Source organism: Ruminococcus sp. AM42-11 (genome assembly GCF_003480145.1).
Lineage (GTDB): Bacteria > Bacillota > Clostridia > Lachnospirales > Lachnospiraceae > Blautia_A > Blautia_A faecis.
Map to the genome: position 1 here is coordinate 150,758 of NZ_QUIO01000001.1, position 20,650 is coordinate 171,407.

Genomic DNA, 20,650 nt, shown 5'->3' on the forward strand with positions numbered 1-20,650 from the left:
TTTTTGTATGAATATGGTTATTACTTCGCTACTCGCAATCTCACCGCCATATACTCTTTCCCCGGCAGCTTTACTCGGAACTTTCCTTTATGAACTCCACCATCGGTAATATTCATTTCCCAGGTATCGATTATTTCCACCTGATACTCTGTAGTATCATCAAAGTAGAAGTCCCGGAAGCCCGGCCGCATAAAGGAATAATAGTAAATAAAATAATCTTTCCTTGCCGGGAAACCGGTAGCACGGCAGGCAACCTCATCCCATTTGCAGGGCATAGGTTCCACACCAAGGCCTGGTGTTTCTTCCATGATTTTCGCCAGAAATTTAATACGTTCTGGTGAGGTTCCATGCAGAACTCCGCCGTGGGACCACCAGAGAATACGATCCGGACTGAGATAAGTTTCACCGTGTCCCGGATATCCTCCGCGGCAGAATGCCTCCCAGAATCTTCTTGTCATTTCCTCACCGCTGATATTTCCCCAGCCAAACTGAATGTTTCCCTCATAGCAGATTTCATCCAGAATTACAGGCTTATGATATTTCTCGCGCCACTCATTTACCAGCTCGGAGGAGCGGTATGTCTCTGTTCTCTGGATGCTGCAGTGGGTAATCCAGGGCAGGTTATAATCGTAATATGACTTACAGTTATGAATGGATCTGAGATGATGGTAAGGATCTTTCTCACAGATAATGCCGGCATATCTTTCCCAGTCAGAAAGAGTCTTTTCGTGCATCAGATCATACTCATTAGCCAGGGACCACCATACATTTCGGTATGCGGAAAAACGTGCCAGTACATACTTCCAGTAGCGGTCATCTTCCTCTGCTTTCATCATGGAGAATCCCCATCTGTCATACGGATGCATAACAATCAGATCTGCCTCGATTCCTAAATTCATAAGTGCCTGAATACACTTTTCAATATGTTGAAAATGGGCTGGATTGAATCTGGTAAAATCCCAGTCATTGCCCGGAGCACAGCCATTATATTCCGCGAAATTATTCTCATTTAATACCGAGCTATCGCAGGGTGTTCCCTCATAAGGATAGGTAATCGGCTCATGAAGATTGTAGTCATAGTGCTTGGGGAAAATACAGAAACGAATCTTATTAAACGCATTTTCTTCCAGAGTTTTCAGTGTCTGTTTCTGTAATTCTTCATTCTGCAGATTCCATACATAGCAGGTAGTTCCGATGCAGTGATAGGGTGTTCCATCCTCATAAGCCAGGTAGTATGTGCCGGCTACACGGACTGGGCCATGGTTGTCTGCGGATGGATGTGTGGCAGTAAAACTACCCGTAAACATATCGGTGTTTTCAAATGATGTTTCAATCTCAAAGTTATATGTATCTTCAAAAGAAGGCATAAATCTTACTTTATAAATCCCATCCCCATCATAAAAACCATCCACTGTTTTTTTCTCGTTTTTACACTCGAAGATTCCCCGGATCCACTGGTCGCAGAACGGATTTCCATCCTTCGGGCCGGTCACTGTCACTTCAAAAGTGCCCCATTTTTCCACTGTTTTTGCATAGCTATTCCCATAGTTTTTTTACTCCTTCGCAAAACTAATACCGTCTCAGATATGATCTGATATGTACTGTGTTTTTCTCGTTTTAAATAGAAAAGCCTATACTTTCTGGTATCATCATACTACAGAAAGCATAGGTCCTGCAATGCTACTTTATTATGAAAATGTTAGAATTTATTTTCTCCTATCTCCAAAATAAAACTGAAATTTCTCAAACATGTCCTGAATGATAAATCTGCTATCAATCGTATCATAAACACGGATTTCCCTGCCATCAGCTTTGGCTGATACATAAACGCCGCACTCATCAATATCATCTGGAGCCTTTTCCATATGGAACTTTCCCAGTGTATTATTCATCATAAGTCCCACGCACACCGAATCACCCAGCGACCATAATTCCCCGCCAAAAGAAGTAATTGCAGCTCCTTTTGACATATCACTTCCCCTACTTCCAATTACATTGTCTGAAATACCACCACTTACTTCCATAGTATGTTTCACCAGATATTCGCCAATTTTTCCGCACGAATAAACGTGATTCAGCATTTCAAAAAAGCTTACTTTCATCGTAGTATAGACATTAAAAGGAACCTGCCACACTTCCAAATCCGACTGAAAAAGTACTCTTGCAGCGTTCAAATCATTATTCTGATTAAACTCAAATCCGCCTTCCGGGTAAGGTCTTCCGCCAATCCAGATTACTACAACCTTCTCTGCAATTCGTGGTTCCATAAGATATGCCGAAGCTATATTTGTACATGCAGCCTGACCACAGATAAACAATGGTCTGGAATCATCTTTCATCGCTTCTTCTACGATAAAATGAGCGCCTTCACTTTCAATTGGTGTATGGATATCCCCCATGGCATTTTGAGCCCCATGTAGTACACGCACACGCTCATCTTTAGCATTCTCTATTTTTTCACTTGTTTGATCAGCAACATTTTCTATAAAATCACCCTCAATCTGATTGCTATCTGAGGTAACATGCTCTACCCCCATCAGTTTCATAATCCGCAAAATCTCTTCATAGCTTTCCTGTTCCGAATTCTTCTCCGCATAATGCTCCGCAACAATTCCACGAACATCAAACCGCGGTGTCATCAGCATATGTGCAATGCAAAACTGGTCATCGCATTCACAGTTACAATCTGTATCTGCAATTACTCTTATTGTTTTATCTGTTGGAAACGTCAACGGTCTCTTTTTTAACATAAACTCCCTCCACTTTATATATCAATTATTTTCTTTGTTAATCCGAATAAGATTTTTATCAAATATATACTCCCTGTCTTTTTCCAGCATATATTCTCTGGTCACATTATTATACTCAAGAATCACTTTTTCTTTATTCTTCATTTTTATTTTAAACAAAACAAGTTTTCCATTTTTCCATTCCAATGCTATCTGACCATTTCCTCTGACACACAGACCGGAGATTTTTCCCTCTGACAATGTATCTCCAAGCGCCGGAAGAATCACGATTTTTCCATTCTGACTCTGAACCAGCATTTCACAGATTGCTGCTATGGCACCAAAGTTTCCATCAATCTGGAACACCTTTCCTCTGCTGTTCCAATATGGGTGATTGTCCATCAGATTATCAAAGGTAGAATCCTGCAATAACTTTTTCAGGTTTTCATATGCAAGATTTCCTTTTCCAAACCGACACCACCAGGAAATGATCCAGGCCCTGCTCCATCCTGTATATCCACCGCCAAACGCCAATCTGTTTTCCAGTGTCTTCTGGGCAGCTTCCATCAATTCCGGAGTGTCATCCTGGCTAATTTCACTTCCCGGAAATACACCAAACAAATGGGAAATATGACGGTGTCCTGGCTCTGCTTCTTCATAATCCTCCATCCATTCCATAAGCTGTCCATTTTTTCCAATGCGAAGAGGCGGTATTTTTGTCTGCATTTCCCTTACTTTTTCCGTAAGATCATTTTCTATCTTTAAAATATCAGATGCCTCAAGGAAATCCCGGAACAGGTTATGAAGAATTTCGCAGTCCATAGCAGGAGCCACGCACATACGGCCTTTCGTACCATCTTTCATAATGTATGTATTTTCTGGGGAAACAGATGGAGATGTTACCAGATACCCATCCCTGTTTTCAATGAGAAAATCTTCAAAAAACAGCACTGCATCTTCAAGGATCCCATAATACTTTTTCACAAACTCCTGATCCTTCGTAAATCTGTAATGCTCCATAATATGCAGCGCAAGCCATGCCCCGCCCATAACCCAGTAAGTTGCCGGAATGTACTGGTCCTGCGGGGCTGTATCACCGTAAATATCTGTATTGTGATGCGCTACAAACCCTCTGCAGCCATACATTTCTTTCGCTGTCCTTTTTCCATTTTGACGCACTCTCTCCAAAAGGGAAAAGAACGGCTCATAGCACTCAGAAAGATTACACACATCCACCGGCCAGTAATTCATCTGAAGGTTAATGTTAATGGTATATTTTGAGTCCCAGGCCGGTTCTATTTCCCCATTCCAGATGCCCTGTAAGGTTGCCGGAAGTCCTCCCTGCCGGCTGCTGGAAATCATAAGATACCGTCCATAGTGGAAATAAAGCGCGATCAGCCCCATATCATCTTTTCCCTGGCGCATTTGCTCCAGTCTTTCATCCACAGGCAGTTTTTCCAGTTCTTCATCCTGAGGTAATTCCAGCCTCATTTTTCCATAAATAGGCTTGAAATCAGCCAGATGTCTTATTCTTAATTCTTCTAAGGTTCTGCCAGCGGCCTTATCCAGAATATCTGTTGTCATCTTATCCGGCGTTTTGCTTCTGAAAGTAGTCGCCGCACTAAAAAGTAATATAGCATTCGAGGCATCCGTAATGATCAGGTGCTCGCCAATAGTCTCAACTTTTCCATCACATTCCACACAGCGGAGTGCTCCATAGAATCCAAGCCCACTGTTATTCCCTTCAAATGCGATCTCATTCTGTCCGTTCGCATATGCCCGGTCATAATATCTTCCACGATCCAGCCTGCAATGAAAATCCAGCTTTTTCTTCCCCTTGCTGCTGATTGCTATCACAATGCAGTCATCTGGATATGAAGCAAAAACTTCCTGCCGGTACACGGTTTCATCTACGGTGAATTCTGTCAGCGCCAAAGCATTATCCAGCTGCAGTTCTCTTTTGTAAGACTCCGTCTCATCCTCTATTCCATGATGTGTGATCTTTATTTCTCCAAGAGTTTGGTATGTTCGCTGATACTGAGGGGTTCCTGACAAAGCATCTACTGCCAGCCTTTGTGCCCGGGAAACTTTCTCATCGTCAAGTAACTGGCGTATCTCGGAAAGTTTTTTCAAACTGTCTGGATTAATCCGATTTCTTTCATCTCCGCTCCAGACCGACTCTTCATTGATCTGAATGGTTTCTCTTCCTACTTTGCCATAAACCATTGCACCTATTCTTCCATTACCTACTGGCAGCGCCTCATCCCAGTATTTGGCACTTTTCTTATACCATAAACAATCCATCCTTTTCCGCTCCTGTCCATAAAGGTATTTCTCTTTATATCAAAAGCTGAACAGCCAGTCTGTCCACCAGCTATTCAGCTTCTTTTCTCTCGTTAAATCAGTTCAAATTTTTTGAAAGCAATATTTTCAGTTCCTTGATAAGTAAACCAAAGCCCAGTCTTTCCATCCGGAACCTGAATATCCTGATACTGCATATTCCACTCTTCACTGGGCAATATCTTCAGCTCCGCGATGCTCTCACCATCCAAAGATGTTTTCACCAGAATCTTTCCATTTCCGGTTCCACGCGTCTGCACACCGATTTTCCTCAGCTGTTCCATCCTGAAATACTTATACCCAGCAACTGCCCCATCCTGCATATTGGTAATATATTGCTCTTTCCCATCTTCACCATCCTGTGTGATATAAGGATGTTCCGAAGACACCTGGGTGTTCGCCACATAGGGAACCGCCCCGTTTTTACTCATCAGATTGCAGGCAATCCCGGCATTGTAACAGCCTTTTCCCAGAAGCGGGCCATTATTCAGGCCACAGGAAGTAATTTCCACCTGTGGAATGCTTCCATCTTCAAGAAGCTGTATTTTCTCTGCACATCCCTGTCTGGAATAGGGATTTCCATTGGTCTGTCTATGATAAAAAACATACCACTGATTACCGATTTTTTCAATCCCGCCATGATTGGTTCCCGTATAATTCAACTGACTGATTCTTCCATTTAAACCAATATCACCATTAGAAATCACCACTCCACGGTACCGGAATCCTCCACATGGGCTTGTAGATGTGGCATAACACAACTCATGTCCATTTTCGGAGGAGTACAGAAAATAATATACATTTCCCACCTTGCGAATAGACGCTGCCTCAAAAAATCCATGACCTCAAAATCTGTTCCAACCGCCTCCTCGCCAGCTGGAAGAAACACATTTGGTTCTTTGCGTACTGTCACCATATCCCGATCCAGAACTGTTACCATTCCTCCTGGTGCAGTGGGCTTCGCAAAGGAAAAGCGTTTCGCCATTTCCCCTTCCGGTCGGAAACCGGTATATAGATAAACTTTTCCGTCTGTATCTGTAAGTACACCCGGATCATACTGAAAATAATCATCCTCCCGGGTTCCCAGCACGGTTCCGTCCTCATAATGGACGTTTCCGTAATATTCATATTTTCCGGCCGGAGTATCGCAGACAGCCACTCCGATCACACCTGAGAAATCAAAGGCGTAATACAGATAATACCGTCCATCCGGTCCTCTTTGCACATCCGGAGCAAAAAGCCTGCGGTCTTTCGCATCCGGAAGATATCTGTCCTGATCTTTCCGGTAGATTTCACCTTCAAACTTCCAGTCTGTCAGATCATCCACCGGCGCGGACCAGCATACATAGTTTCTCACACAGAAAGCCTTTCCATTAAAACGGTCATGGCTTCCATAAACATACACTCTGCTGCCAAAGACATGAGGTTCTCCGTCCGGTACATATTCATAGCTGGGCAAATATGGATTAAAAACCTGTTTTTCCATGTTTATCCCTCATCTCTTTTTACTGATTAGCAATTGCTGCTTTCATAATTGAAGCCTGTGCAGCTTCTTCATGGCTGAATTCACCGGTGATCTTTCCATTACTAAGTACAATAATCCTGTCACTCATGGAAATCAGCTCCGGCATATCCGAAGATACCATAACAATGGATACCCCCGCATTTGCCAGCTCATCCATCATCTTGTAAAATTCTGCCTTGGCTCCCACATCAATACCTTTTGTGGGCTCATCAATAAACAGAATCTGTGGGTTCTTCATCAGCCATTTTCCAAGAACAACCTTCTGCTGGTTTCCTCCTGAAAGATTTACAACCATAGTATTCATAGATGGCGCTTTCACACGCATTCTGTCAAAAATCGCCTTGGCTTTTTCATTTTCCACCTTACGGTCAATGAAATATTTCTTTGGCAGATCATACAGGGAAATCAGACTGAGGTTCTGAAGAATGTTCATCGTCTGAATAAATCCGGTACGCTTTCTCTCCTCTGTTACAAATCCGATTCCCGCTTTGATGGCATCCTTCGGGCTATTGATGGTTACTTCTTTTCCATTAATCTTAACTTCTTTGTGAACACCCTGTACCAGTTCTCCAAAAATGGCTCCCAGTGCTTCACTTCGTCCTGCTCCCACCAGACCGCCGATGCCAAGGATTTCCCCTTTTCTTACAGTAAAACTGATGTCATCTACGATATTTCTGTTATCAATCGTCGGATGTGGAACAGAAAGATGCTTTACCTCAAGAGTCGGCTCTCCAATCTCATGTTTGCTCTTCACATACATGTTCTCAACTTTTCGTCCGATCATTCCCTGTACCAGTGTCTCCTGGTTAAATTCACTGATATCACCACTGGTGATTACATTTCCATCACGGATAATGGTAACCCGGTCACAAATACGGAAAATCTCTTCCAGCTTGTGGGAAATGTAGATACAGGACACACCGCTTTTTCTCAGATTCTCAAGAAAGTTCATAAGAATATCTACTTCAGAATCTGTTAAAGCAGTACTTGGCTCATCCAGCACCATGATTTTCGGATGTGCCGCCATAGCACGTACAATAGACATCAACTGCAGCTGGCCACTGTTCAGTGCACCTGCCGGAGTTTTCGGACTGATTTGCAGTCCAAGCTGATCCAGAAGATCCTGTGTATCTTTATATAACTTCTTATAGTCTACCCATCCTTTTCCAGGAAGGTTTCCTACGAAAATATTCTCAGCCACACTGGCTTCATACATGGCGTTTACTTCCTGGTAAACCATTTCGATTCCAACCTTTTTGGCATCGGAAACAGACCCGAAGCTCTGTTTCTCACCGTTCACCCAGATTTCGCCTTCATATTCCTTATTGGTATAGCTTCCGCTTAATACCTTCATCAGAGTAGATTTTCCGGCGCCGTTTTCTCCTACGATTCCCAGAATCTCTCCTTTTTTTACATCAATGGAAACATCATTCAGTGCAATGACACCAGGAAATTTCTTGGTCACATGCTTCATTTCCAGAATTGTATCACCCATTTGTTTCCTCCTATCACGCCTTGGACATCTTGGTACGTTTGAAAATATCAATCAGTAAAGCGATAATCAAAATTGCTCCATATACTACGTTCTGCCATGTAGTCGGTACCCCCATAACCAGAAGGGCATTGGTAATCGTTGCAAAAAGAATACATCCAAGTAAAGAACCAGTTACAGTACCTGTACCACCCCGAAGGCTTGTACCACCGATAATACAGGAAGCAAGAATGGTAAGCTCTGTACCACTTCCAGCTGTAAGCTGGGCACTTGCAAATCTGGAACAATGAAGACATCCTGCAACTGCTGCAAAAATACCAACCAAGATAAACAATTCTGAGTGTCTTTTCTTAACATCAATACCTGCAAGATTCGCTGTTTCCGGGTTACCTCCTACAGCCAGTGTGGAGCGGCCATATTTGGTTCTGTTCAGAATCAGCTGACCGGCAACGCCGATTACCAGAGCGTAAATAATGGTGATCCAGATGCTTCCACCAACACGGGTCTTGGCAATTGCCTGAAAGCTATCAGAAATACCACTTACCGGATTGTTGTTTGTAATAACAGAAGCAATACCTTTTACTACATAAGAGGTTGCCATTGTTGCGATAAAACCAAGCATTTCAAATTTCTCTACAAGAAGGCTGTTCAGCACACCAACTGCTGCACCAACTAACAACGCCAGCAGCAGAGAAATCACAAGCGGAGCACCATTTGTCTCTGCGATTGCTGCGATCAGACCGCCAAGGGTAGTTGTTGCTGCAATGGAAAGATCCATTCTTCCGGAAGCAAGCAGGAAAGTAAGCGGAACAGCGATCATAGCATTGAAGCTGGATGTTCTTAAGATATCAAGAATATTGCTCATTCTAAGGAATGATGGATTTACGATCATAGCTACCACCACCAGAACTACCAGTGGAAGAATTACACTGATCTCTTTAATCTGAAAAAGAGGTTTTAATATTGAAGGTTTCTTTTTTTCCATAATTTCTCCTTTTTGGGCCTTTTTTAAGCCAAATTTTGGTATAAGAAACCCCGCCGTAAGGCGGGGCATCATCTGCGAAACACCGTAAACGGTTCTAAGTAAAAACCTATGCTTTAATTTGTTAGTTTAATTCAATTCCATTCTCTGCACAATAGCTCTCTACATCATCCGGAAGTACCCAGATTTTCTCTGCTGGATTGCTGTAATCATAATTCTCGCCATTTAAAATCTTCTGTGCCACATAGCAGAAATTCTTACCAATACCAACAGAGTCTACAGAAGAGGTTGCCATCAGATCTCCGTCAAGTACACGGTTAAATGCATCTGCAGTAAGCTCAAGACCTGTTGCGATAAATTTGCCCTGAAGTCCATTTTCATCTACGAACTGGGCTGCGCCAAGTGCTGCATAAAGGTCTACACTTGCTACTGCATTCAGATCCGGGTTTGCAAGATAAAATGCACTTAATTTATCCTGAGCTGTTGCCGCATTACTGTCTGTTGCCGCAATGTCAATTTCATTAATCTCTCCATCAAAATTCTCAGACATTGCATCAGCAATACCCTGTCTGTTTTTCAACTGGGATGCATTGTCTGTAGTAGACATTAAAGTTACATAATTAATGGAATCATATCCAAGCTCTTTTGCAAACTCAGCGATTTTCTCGCCCTGTGAATATCCACTTGCATAAGAGTCAATTCCTACGAATGCATCACAGTTCTCTTCGCCTACATCTGTAAGGGAAATCAGCTTCACTCCATCCTCTTTGGCACGGCTGATTACATCACCGTACATATCAAGGTCATTGATCTCCATACAGATTACATCATACCCCTGTGTCAGTGCATTCTCAGCAAGTTGAACCATCTCAGAATCATTCCCTGCATTCTGTGGTGTCCAGTAGTCGCCTTCCCAGCCAAGCTCCTCACAGGCCTCTGTGAAACCTTTCTCAATATTGCCCCAGTAGGAGCCGCCACTCTGTACACCGATAGTTACAATCTTAACTGTATCATCTGCCTGAACTGCTACAGATGTCATTCCCATCATGGATACTGCCATAACTGCTGCCATTGCTGCTACTGCTACTCTTTTTTTCATTTTGAATTCCTCCCTGGATTTCTTTTGTTGTCATTTTTGTTTTTACGTGTTACACAATTTTGTGTTTCTCTACATATTGAGTTGCATCGTTCTATTGTTCTGGTGTTCTGTTTGCTCGTGCACGAAGCTGTGAGTATCCGCGGTTTATATCACTTTGTTTCGTGCCCGTTCACTTGATGGCTTGATAATAGCAAATCACTTCTTTTCTGTCAATAGTTTTATGTGAAACTGTGATTTTCAACATTATATTGACCTTTTTATTGTGCATAATTAACTATGTTTTCTCATTATTGAGTTATTTTCTCATATTTTTACATCGTGCATTGTGTGTTTTCGTGCTCGTACACATATTTTTTACATTTTCATTGACACCACAAAGAAAACTCATTATAATGAGCTTACAAACACAGCACTGATAATTATATTGTTAACACTAACACACAATGTATAGGGGTATATTTTATGGCTACGATCAAACAGATTGCAGAAATCACTAATGTTTCCCGGGGTACCATTGACCGGGTACTGAATAACAGAGGCGGCGTAAGTCCTGAGACTGAGAAGAAGGTGCGTGCCGCTATGGAAGCGTTGAATTACCTTCCCAACAAAGCCGCACAGAATCTTGCCGTGCGTAGAAAGAAACTGAAATTTGGTTTTATCCTTATTTCTCCGAACGATTATAATCCATTTTTTGCAGATGTGGAAAAAGGCATTCGTAAGAAAGCAGCAGAGCTTGAAGAATTCGGTGTAACCGTAGATATCCGTTTCACACCCATAAACGAAATCAACAAGCAGTTAGAGCTTCTGGATGATTTCGCGGCCAACGAATATAACGGAATTGTAATCACCGCCTATAATACGAATGATATTTCCCAGAAGATCCAGGAGATATCTGCCAGAGGAATTCCGGTTGTCACCTGTAATACGGATATTCCGGACTCTGGGCGCATCGCATATGTAGGAAGTAATTTTTACCAGTGCGGACAGGTTGCCGCCAATCTGATGGGCATGATCACAGGCGGGCAGGCACGCGTCGGTATCATCAGTGGTTCTGAGAATATTATGTGTATCACACAGCGTAATGCCGGATTCCAGAATTATCTCCGGGACAATTATCCAGATGCCCAGATTCTGGCTACTGTTTCCAACAACTGTTACGATGATGTAGAGAGTTATCTGATCACCCGTAAGGTTCTGAAAGAAAATCCGGAAATCAATGCCCTTTATCTCTCTGCAGCCGGCGTAAGCGCAGCCTGCCGTGCCGTTACAGAATGCGGACGTAAGATCACCGTAATTTCCAATGACTGTACTCCTGCTACCAAGCAGCTTCTGGAAGCCGGAGTGATTGCCGCGACCATTGACCAGGAACCAGGTTACCAGGGAAGTAAACCCCTGGATATTCTGTTTAATGCTGTTACAAATGGTCCAGACTCTGTACGCGAATATTACTACACCAATGCCATTATCAAAATCCGCAGCAATCTTTCCGTGCGGCCAGCTGAAAAGAACGAACTGTAAGGAGCGCACAAATGAAGAAGCCATGCAATTTTTACCGTATATTTTTCTATATCCTAGGCTGTATTTTTCTGGCTCTCGGCATAACCTTAAGCACTAAGACAGGGCTTGGCGTTTCTCCTATTATTTCCATGCCTTTTGCCATTGCTGCCATATGGGGACTGAATTTCGCTGCCATGACCTTTGTGGTCTATTCTATTCTTGTAGGAATTGAATTTATTTTAAGAAGACCGGATTATCACTTTGCTGATCTGCTCCAGATTCCCTTCAGTCTGGTATTCAGCCTGCTTTTGGATTTCTTCGGCAATATTCTTACCATGAGCTACTCCCGGCTCTGGCAGAATCTTCTCCTCCTCATCGTAGCAATTATTTTCACAGGCATTGGCGCTGCAATGATGGTAAATATGAATTTCGTCCCCAATCCTGCCGACGGACTTGCCCATACCATTGGTGAGGTTTCTAGAAAAGGTATGGGACTTGGGAAAAATATCATCGATTTCTCAAGTGTAGGTATCAGTTGTATCATCGGGCTGATCTTTGCCCACAAGCTTGCAGGAATTGGCATTGGAACCATAATCGCTATGGTTGGCGTGGGAAGGGTAATTGCTGTATTTAATCACTTTTTCAAAGCCCCGTTGCGTAAGCTTGCAGGATTTTAAAGGAGATTTCGCCCTATGAGAATTACCAGCCTTCAGACAAATCATTTTTCCCAGCCCCTTAGCTGGGATTTTTTCTACATTTCCTACAGATTGTCCCCAGCGTGACGAACGTCTGGGATGTACCGGTGATATCTGCGTTTTTGCGCAAACCGCCTGTTTTCATATGGATTCTGCAACATTTTTAAATCACTATCTTAATAATCTTTCTCTGGAGCAAAAAGCCTTACATGGATTAGTCCCTTTATACGCGCCGCTTCCCAAGCCGAACCTTCCAGCCAATAGTACTCTTCCAATGGGAAAAATCGGATTCTGCACGTGGGGGGATTCCATTGTTGTTCTGCCCTGGGAAATTTATTTAAGGACACATGACAGGCAGATGCTTGCCACACACTTTCCGGCTATGACTGACTGGAATGCATATGTAACTCATCGTACACAACTTGGGGGAAAAAGCTTTCTCTGGGAATATGAACAGCCTTAATCATTATGCAAATGGCTGCGTTGCAGGGTAGATGTACGAATATCTCTGTTGCTTTCAATTTGATGAAAATGGAGACCTTTTCCTTGCACCAGTTCCAGATTCACGTCTGAACTATGTCCAGGGAAAGATCTCCACTTATCGGGGGACTTATGAAGTTAAATGGGAATATCCGTCTCCTACTACTTTACAGTTTACGGTCACCGTACCATTCCAGGCAGAATTACCGGTGCGGCTTCCTGATGAAAGCTGTCATATTGCAAGTGCAGGAATAAGCCAGTTTTATGTTAGATTGCAAAAATAATATTAACCACGCATACTGTATTTTTCTCGTTTTAGCAAAAAACCTATGTTTTCTGGTATCCATGATCCAGAAACATAGGTTTCACACTGTTACTTTCTTGCAAATATTTTTTAACACAACTTCATTTCAAAATAATCAAAATCCGCATACCGTCTCAACCCGGTCATATCATGGCAGTACATTCCGAAATGTGCCCCTGTGAAGCCGTCACTCTGCTCATCTGTAAGGATTTTTGTCGGCAGTTCTGCCAGTTCTTTATATTCTTTTCCGTCCAGAGAGTAGAAAAATTTTGCATAGAGACCTTCCTGAGTTGTCACAACCCGCAGGAACAGTGGTGTTTCTTCTGGAATGGAGATTTCTTGAACCACGTCTGTGACGTCAAAATGATCGCTTTTTATCAGGCGAAGCTTGGCCGGACTTTTCAAGTCCAGAGTCTGATTTCCAAACTCTTCGTCTCTGGTTTTTACCAGAAGATAAAAATTACCGGTATCATACATGTAGGCAAGACCTGCCATCTGCTCCCGGCAGGTCGGGGTGAATTCAACGCATGTTTCCACCTGGACATGGCGCTCCATCTGTCGTCTTGCCACCAGGCTTACGTTATAGCAGGAGTTCAGGGATTCCTGTCCGTAAAGGCGCAGATAGCCAGGCCGCTCCGTCAGACTTGTGTAGCTGTCATAGGGCTGGCGCAGAGCGGTATAACGTACGTCCAAATAGTCAGATGCTACTAGTTTATCTTTTTCTAGTTTATCATCACCTTCTGCACTATTTAAACCTGATTCCACACATCTGTTTTTGCCTGTATTATCTTCAAAATCACCGCTGCATTTTCCATGCGCAACACTCTCAATATCAAACTCATCTCTGCCATAATCTTTCTCTGCTTCTTCTGGAAAAGTATACTCAGCAAGCCCTTCTGGCTCTTCCGTCTCCCACTGTCCGAAGTTACCACCACAGGCCATTCTCAGCCAACCCTCTTCGTTCCATACCATTTTCTGAATCGCAGTTTCACGGCCTAATACACACTGTCTGCTTCCCATAGGTGGTCTGCTGCAAAGATGAACCATATACCACTCACCATTCTGGGTGCACACAATATCTGCATGTCCACAACGCTGCAGCTCATCTGGATTCTCTATGTCTGAAGTCAGCACCGGGTTCCCCGGATCTTCCTCATAAGGTCCCCAGATGGATTTCGCACGGGCCATTGTTACCATATGATCATAACCAGTTCCACCTTCTGCCATTAACAGATAATAATATTCTCCAATATGATAAATATGAGGTCCCTCTGTATAGCCGCTTCCAGTTCCCGGAAAAACATTCTTCGCTTCTCCTACCAGGCACTCCTGTACCGGATCATATTCCTGTACCAGAATTCCCTTGAAATTATTGATCATATTCACAATGTACATTTTTCCATCTGTGTCATGGAAAACAGAGGGGTCAAAGCCTGAGCTGTTCAGATAAACCGGTTCAGACCAGCCACCACGGATATCTTTCGATTTCACCAGATAGTTATGTGTATTAAACAGTCCACCTGTACGGGTCTTTACATCTGTATAGATCAGCCAGAAATACTCTCCGTTCCAGGAGATATCCGGTGCCCAGACACCGCAGGAATCTCCCTCCCCTATCATATTCAGCTGACTCAATCTGTTCAGCGGAGATGGAAGCTGCTCATAGTGTTTCAGGTCTTTTGAATGGTAAATTTTCACTCCCGGCCACCATTCAAAGCTGGAATTCGCAATATAATAATCATTCCCTACGCGGATAATGCTTGGATCCGGACAAAAGCCTGGAAGAATGGGATTCTGGATCATTTTCGGTTTCCTCCTCGTGTTAATTTACAGTGTTATTGCTATATATTTTACCATAGTTTCCAGCTGCTGTAATCCATTTTGTAAAATCATTGATATTTGCCAATCATCGATATTTATTTTGCTATACATACCGCTGTATAGAGCCAGCCGTTTTGACAATTTTACTTGCCTCCAACTGCCAGATGTGCTATATTGAACTAAAGAAAGGGAAGTCAGCAACACACGGCCTACCTTCCGACAATGAATACTTAAATGCTTTTCAGCACCAGCCGTTCACTATGGCAGTAGTGGGCGGCTATTTTCTTTTCCCAAAGATCGTATAGCACAATCCTATGAGAGCTACAATGAAGATACCTATCTGGACCAGATCCGAATATGTAACGTACATTGGCATCCCTCCTTTCTTTCGTCCGGAGGGTTACCCCTCCGAAGAGGGTAGGCCGCCTTGGGGTGTTCTGATTTCCCGTAAAATCAGTATAACATTACACCCTAATTATAACAATCTGCGAGTTCACTTTCGTCAGTATCCATAAATTAAGAGTTACTGTTCACTCCGTTCACAGTAACACGCTTCGCGATGCACAGAAATCATGCTTTGCATGATTTCGCGCCGCAACTCTCGGGTTTTCTGTGAACTTTGTTCACAAAAAACGCCTCGCGGAATGTTACCAGTAAACAGTAACAATTAAGACATATTAAGAAAAAATCTTCTACAAAATACGCATTACAATTTGCAGGAAATTTCATATACCAGTTGGTTTTTGCAGCTGCAATAGCTATTCTGGCACTGTTCCTGGTAGCTGAGGGCGTACAGACCTTTAAGAAACAGAAAGCTTTGAAGAAATCCTAACAAAAAGGATCTCTGTCTCTCATCCCGAGATAACAGAGATCCTTTTATATATTTTTCGTATATCTTCTTACACAATAATTTTATAATTTCCTGCAACTACTCAGCGTCAACCTCCAAAATGTTCCCCATTAATTTAGTTGGCTCTGAGCCCTTATTTTTTTAAACATTCACCAATACCACACTCACAATTGCCAATATCAGCGCCGCCACCGTACTCCTGCTTATCTTCTCTTTAAACGCCAGCTTTCCTACCACCGCTGCAAATATCATATTTCCTGCCGCAGTAGTTGGCGCTACAATATTGGCAGTAACTGCCGTATAGCTTTTCAACATAAACAAAGTGGTTAAAATATTAGACAATCCGATAAATACTCCAATAAGAAAATCATCCTTCTTACATTTCCACGGCATTTTCCCTTTTTTTACCAGAATCACAGCTGCAAGTAAAGCCGCCATCAAAAACACAGTGGCTAAAAACAGGATTTCCGTTTTGCTTGAAAAATATCTGCCATAAACAATATTCAGAAACGAGACCATGCCATTGGTAAAAGTCAGCCCAAATAACATCCACAGATTTTCACGCTTTATCTGTTTCAGGTCTTTCATCATAAGCATCAGGCTTCCTACCAGGATTACCATTCCTATAATCTGCCATATGCCCGGAATATCCATCCAGATTATTGCCGACAGCAGAATGCAGGGAAGGAAACCGATCCTGTTAAAAAAGGTAGTGTTATTGATTCCATTTCTGTCTGTACTGGCATTATTTCCAACCAGATTTCCAAACATAAACAGCATCAGAAAAATCGCCAGCATAAGCATCGGCCCATTTTTTAATCCTGACACTTCTATATTTCCACTGGCCGCACAGTAAATTGCCATTCCCAGAAATGCAGTAAAATAATTCAGGAAAACAATATAGTCCTGATCGGTCTTTTTAATACTAGCCAGCTTAAATCCATAGGAAATAAAACAGCTTCCTATCAGCGTTAATGCCAAATAAATCATTTCCCCAGTATTTCCTTCATCAGTCCAAAAAATTTCTTTTGGTTCGCTTTCATGGCAAAACGTACCGGAAACTTTATTTCCTGGTTGTTTCGCTCATCCACGATCAGCGCGCCATCCCCGGAACCGCCATTAATATCAATATCAAAACCATTTGTTTTCCATTCCTCAATGACACTTTCATCCAACAAACTTGCTACTGCCAATGCATCGTGAATTGCATCTGAATACCCGTTTCCTGCATGCATTTTATCCAGAGCCTCTATTCTCTGACGAATCAGCTTTGCCGCAAATACTGCTGGCTCCTTTTCAGTTTCTTCTAATGTCTTTGCATTATCCAGAGAAATTTCAGCAGAATGAGTTGCGTTCAAAGGCACAACATCACATGGGATTCCGCTTTCCAGAACAATTTTAGCTGCTTCTGGATCATGATAAAAATTGGCTTCCGCACAAGGCGTGATATTCCCTTTATGTACGCCTCCTCCCATGAGCACTATTTTTTCAATATTTTCTTTCATTTCCGGACACATCCGCAATGCCATGCCAAGATTGGTCAAAGGACCTACCGCAACCAGAATCACTTTCTCTTTACTGCTTTTTACTGCATTCATTAAAAATGTACATGCATGTTCTTCCTGCGCTTTCGCTTTTGGCTCCGGCAATGGAAATTCTTTTGGATGGACCGTATATTCCTTTCCATCTATTGAAATACTGATTCCATCCTGATCCAGTGCTGCATTTCGCTGTCTGGTCAGATATCTCACCATAGCCTGTGGACATCCCTGATATACAGGAATATCTTTTTTTACCAACTCAAGCACTTTTAGTGTATTTTTCACACAGTCTTCTACCGGTCTGTTTCCCCACGTCACTGTAATTCCAATAACATCTAACTTTCCAGACAATACCGCCATCATAATTGCGATCGCATCATCTGACCCGGTATCTACATCAAGAATTACTTTTTTCACCATGATCTCCTTTCGTCTGTCAAAACTGCTTCCGATAGGGAATTGACGGAACTGCCCCCTGCCTGGTAACAGCCACTGCTGCCGCTTTTGTTGCCAGCTCCAGAGCTGCTTTCACGCTTTCCCCTTCACTGACCGCCGCTATATAATATCCTGTAAAGGTATCTCCAGCAGCCGTGGTATCTACCGCATTCACCTTCTTCGCCTCACAAAATACACAATTTTCCTTATCTGCGTATACAGAGCCTTTGCTTCCCAACGTCAGAATAATATGCATCTCCGGAAATTTATCCTTCAACGCTTCCAGCACCTGCTCTTTTTTCCCAGTGATCTGCTCACCTTCCACTTCGTTCAAAAGCAACGTGTCCACCAGTTCCAGCGGAAGCTCCATGATCTTTTCATCGCATGGTGAAGGGTTCAGGAAAATGCGCAGTCCTTTTTGATATGCCTTTTCCATAATGTATTTCAGCTCATTGATCTCATTTTGAAGCAGTATGATATCGCCCTTTTCAAAATACTTCAGAGTTTCGTCTACCTGCATTCCGGTAATACTTTGATTGGCTCCGCCATACAAAATAATACAATTCTGTCCTGTTTCATCTACCTGAATAATGGCATGTCCTGTTTCCAGCTCTTCTCTTATCTGTAAAAAAGAAGTGTCTGCCCCATCCTCTTCCAACTGTTTTTTTAATTGCAGTCCATCCATGCCAATTGCACCGGCATGATACACATTTGCTCCGGCTCTTGCAAGGGCTATGGACTGGTTCAGTCCTTTTCCCCCGCAAAAATGCTGTAATTTTGTAGAAGAGAGTGTTTCACCTGGCGAAACAAAATGCTGCACCTGATAGACATGATCCATATTTAAAGAACCAAAATTTAAAACCTTTGTTTTCACAATGCACTCTTCTTTCTCGCCTCACTGGCTGATTTTTTCCACATAGCAAGTACCAGAACGGTAATTGTAAAAATGTATGGAAGCATTAAAATAAATTGGGACGGAATACCATAAGACTGCAGTCTTGCTCCGATGTAATCTATGCATCCGAAGATTAACGTTCCGACCCACACCAAAATTGGATTCTGGGCACCGAAATTCATTGCTGCGATTCCCATAAATCCACGTCCGTTTGTAATATTTTCCGCAAACATTTTAGAATAGCCCAGGGACAAATGTGCACCAGCCAGCCCTCCCATAACACCAGATATAATCATTACCTGATATTTGAGCCTTCGCACATTAATTCCGGCAGTTTCAGCAGCCATTGGAAATCTGCCTACACATCTTACCCGAAGTCCCCAGGCTGTACGGAATAACAAGAACCACATGACAACTACCATGATGATGCCAAAAACCTCTGTCACACACCAATTATTCAACACTTCATTCAGGAAAATATTATTATCGAATGCTGCAATGTGGATTCTTGGGATTCCTATAATATCACTTCCGGAATAAGTTCCGGATGTTCCAAGAAAGCGTTTAATTCCAAATTTTGTGATTGCCAGTGCAAACATATTGATTGCCATGCCAATAGCACAGATATTGGCTGAATATTTGATATTGGCTACCGCCATGATCAACGCCATTACCACTCCACTGACAATCGCCATAAGAATTGCGATCAGCCAGCTTCCTGTCATAACGCTTGTGAGAACCGCTACGAAAGCCGAAGTCAGCATAATTCCTTCCGTACCGATATTCAGAATGTCTGCCTGTTGTGTAATCGTACAACAAAGAGCTGCAAACAGAATCGGTGTTGCAGATCGAATCGTTGCATAAATCAGCGTCAGATCAAATATCTTGCTCATACTGATTTTCCCCCTTCCGATTTACTGCTTTCCTGCTTCTTCTTTTTTCTCGCTGCAAATTTACCTTTCGAAAACTGAAATAAGGTTTCCATTGTTGCAAAAATGATAAACACTGCTGTGATCGTATCTACAACGGATCTTGGAACTCCTGCGAAACGTTCCATGGAAAGTGCACCTGCTTTCAGCGCCGCAACAAACAGGGACATAACAGGAACCAGTAAAATATCATTCCATACAATCAAGGAAGCAAGCATACCATCATTGGCAATGTTCAGTGAGAAGTTGTCCAGGAAATATCCATAAGATCCAAGGACCTCAATAGCACCTGCAATTCCTCCAAGAGCACCGGATACCATCATGCCCTGGATTACAACTTTTTTCACATTCACACCAAGATATTCCGCATTTTTCTTATTCAGACCTACCATCTGGAATTTCAAGCCAATTGTAGATTTGTAAATGAACCATCCAATATAAGCAATAATTGCAATACCGATAAATAAACCAAAGTTTGCCTGGCTTGGATCCAGAATCTTTGGAAGCAATGCATCATCTGTTACATTTGGTGTCTGTGGAATTCCGCTTCCTGCGGTCAACGGACCATTACATAACCAGGAACAGAAATACTTTGCCACGTAAGTTGACAAAATACATACACAGATTTCATTTACATTCCACTTCACCTTCAGAATAGCGGGAATTGCTGCCCATAATGCTCCGGCAACCATTGCCACCAGAAAACAAAACAGAATATGCAGGATTCCTGGTAAAAAGGTTACATAATGTCCAGCCCAGGCTGCTGCCATAGCGCCCAGATAAAGCTCACCTTCAATTCCAGCATTAAAGCAGTCTACCTTTGCGGCTACTGCGAAACCAAGTCCGGTAAGAAGAATCGGAACAAATTTCTGAAGTGTGGTTCCCAGATTTACTTTTCCTATAAACGCACCTTTAAAAAGCTGTACATATGCATCTAATGGATGGTAGCCTACCAGCCACATGAAAATGGCGCCTATCACCATAGACAAAAGCAATGTTAATAACAGCGTCACATAACGATTGGATTTTTTCATCC

At 42.6% G+C, this 20,650-nt stretch carries 16 protein-coding genes and 1 pseudogene; 4 read left to right on the top strand and 13 right to left on the bottom strand.

Annotation, left to right across the window (positions count from 1 at the left end; all coding sequences use genetic code 11):
- Positions 1-20 precede the first annotated feature (20 nt).
- The 7 genes and pseudogenes from DW904_RS00640 to DW904_RS00670 form a co-directional block, all read right to left on the bottom strand.
- Complete coding sequence (locus tag DW904_RS00640) at positions 21-1,523, bottom strand: DUF5605 domain-containing protein (protein ID WP_118577648.1); 1,503 nt, start codon at positions 1,521-1,523, stop codon at positions 21-23.
- A 183-nt stretch (positions 1,524-1,706) separates the two neighbouring features.
- Entirely contained in the window at positions 1,707-2,750 is a 1,044-nt protein-coding gene (locus DW904_RS00645) for a nucleoside hydrolase (RefSeq protein ID WP_118577649.1), read from the bottom strand.
- Positions 2,751-2,771: 21 nt separating this feature from the next.
- Positions 2,772-5,033: a glycoside hydrolase family 95 protein gene (locus DW904_RS00650; protein WP_118577650.1), complete on the bottom strand. Its 2,262-nt coding sequence runs from the start codon at positions 5,031-5,033 to the stop codon at positions 2,772-2,774.
- Positions 5,034-5,125: 92 nt separating this feature from the next.
- A pseudogene (locus tag DW904_RS00655) lies at positions 5,126-6,555 on the bottom strand (family 43 glycosylhydrolase).
- 19 nt (positions 6,556-6,574) lie between these two features.
- Positions 6,575-8,089, bottom strand: coding sequence for a sugar ABC transporter ATP-binding protein (locus DW904_RS00660; protein WP_118577651.1), 1,515 nt, complete (start codon positions 8,087-8,089; stop codon positions 6,575-6,577).
- Between the two features lie 13 nt (positions 8,090-8,102).
- A complete protein-coding gene (locus DW904_RS00665) occupies positions 8,103-9,071 on the bottom strand; it encodes an ABC transporter permease (protein ID WP_118577652.1) in 969 nt (322 codons plus the stop codon).
- Between the two features lie 121 nt (positions 9,072-9,192).
- On the bottom strand, positions 9,193-10,167 hold the full coding sequence (locus DW904_RS00670; RefSeq protein ID WP_118577653.1) for a substrate-binding domain-containing protein: 975 nt from the start codon (positions 10,165-10,167) through the stop codon (positions 9,193-9,195).
- Positions 10,168-10,629: 462 nt separating this feature from the next.
- Here DW904_RS00670 and DW904_RS00675 point away from each other — a divergent pair, with 462 nt between their 5' ends.
- The 4 genes from DW904_RS00675 to DW904_RS00690 all read left to right on the top strand — a co-directional run bounded on the left by DW904_RS00675 (position 10,630) and on the right by DW904_RS00690 (position 13,123).
- Complete coding sequence (locus DW904_RS00675) at positions 10,630-11,685, top strand: LacI family DNA-binding transcriptional regulator (protein ID WP_118577654.1); 1,056 nt, start codon at positions 10,630-10,632, stop codon at positions 11,683-11,685.
- 11 nt (positions 11,686-11,696) lie between these two features.
- Complete coding sequence (locus DW904_RS00680; protein ID WP_118577655.1) at positions 11,697-12,341, top strand: DUF6198 family protein; 645 nt, start codon at positions 11,697-11,699, stop codon at positions 12,339-12,341.
- Between the two features lie 67 nt (positions 12,342-12,408).
- Positions 12,409-12,822: a hypothetical protein gene (locus DW904_RS00685; protein ID WP_279254376.1), complete on the top strand. Its 414-nt coding sequence runs from the start codon at positions 12,409-12,411 to the stop codon at positions 12,820-12,822.
- 31 nt (positions 12,823-12,853) lie between these two features.
- A complete protein-coding gene (locus tag DW904_RS00690; RefSeq protein ID WP_118577657.1) occupies positions 12,854-13,123 on the top strand; it encodes an alpha-L-rhamnosidase C-terminal domain-containing protein in 270 nt (89 codons plus the stop codon).
- A gap of 110 nt (positions 13,124-13,233) precedes the next feature.
- On the opposite strand, the gene DW904_RS00695 is transcribed toward DW904_RS00690, so the two are convergent.
- From DW904_RS00695 to DW904_RS00720, 6 genes are all read right to left on the bottom strand, one after another.
- On the bottom strand, positions 13,234-14,946 hold the full coding sequence (locus DW904_RS00695; protein ID WP_118577658.1) for a glycoside hydrolase family 43 protein: 1,713 nt from the start codon (positions 14,944-14,946) through the stop codon (positions 13,234-13,236).
- 1,009 nt (positions 14,947-15,955) lie between these two features.
- Positions 15,956-16,795: an EamA family transporter gene (locus DW904_RS00700; RefSeq protein WP_202187645.1), complete on the bottom strand. Its 840-nt coding sequence runs from the start codon at positions 16,793-16,795 to the stop codon at positions 15,956-15,958.
- 5 nt (positions 16,796-16,800) lie between these two features.
- Positions 16,801-17,775, bottom strand: coding sequence for a nucleoside hydrolase (locus DW904_RS00705; RefSeq protein WP_118577660.1), 975 nt, complete (start codon positions 17,773-17,775; stop codon positions 16,801-16,803).
- A gap of 16 nt (positions 17,776-17,791) precedes the next feature.
- Positions 17,792-18,664 carry a ribokinase gene (locus DW904_RS00710; protein WP_279254374.1) on the bottom strand — a complete coding sequence of 291 codons (873 nt, stop codon included), beginning with the start codon at positions 18,662-18,664 and terminating at the stop codon, positions 17,792-17,794.
- Positions 18,661-19,578 carry an ABC transporter permease gene (locus DW904_RS00715; RefSeq protein ID WP_347561973.1) on the bottom strand — a complete coding sequence of 306 codons (918 nt, stop codon included), beginning with the start codon at positions 19,576-19,578 and terminating at the stop codon, positions 18,661-18,663. The genes DW904_RS00710 and DW904_RS00715 overlap by 4 nt, the downstream gene beginning before the upstream one ends.
- Entirely contained in the window at positions 19,575-20,648 is a 1,074-nt protein-coding gene (locus DW904_RS00720; RefSeq protein ID WP_118577662.1) for an ABC transporter permease, read from the bottom strand. The genes DW904_RS00715 and DW904_RS00720 overlap by 4 nt, the downstream gene beginning before the upstream one ends.
- Between the last annotated feature and the right edge of the window lie 2 nt (positions 20,649-20,650).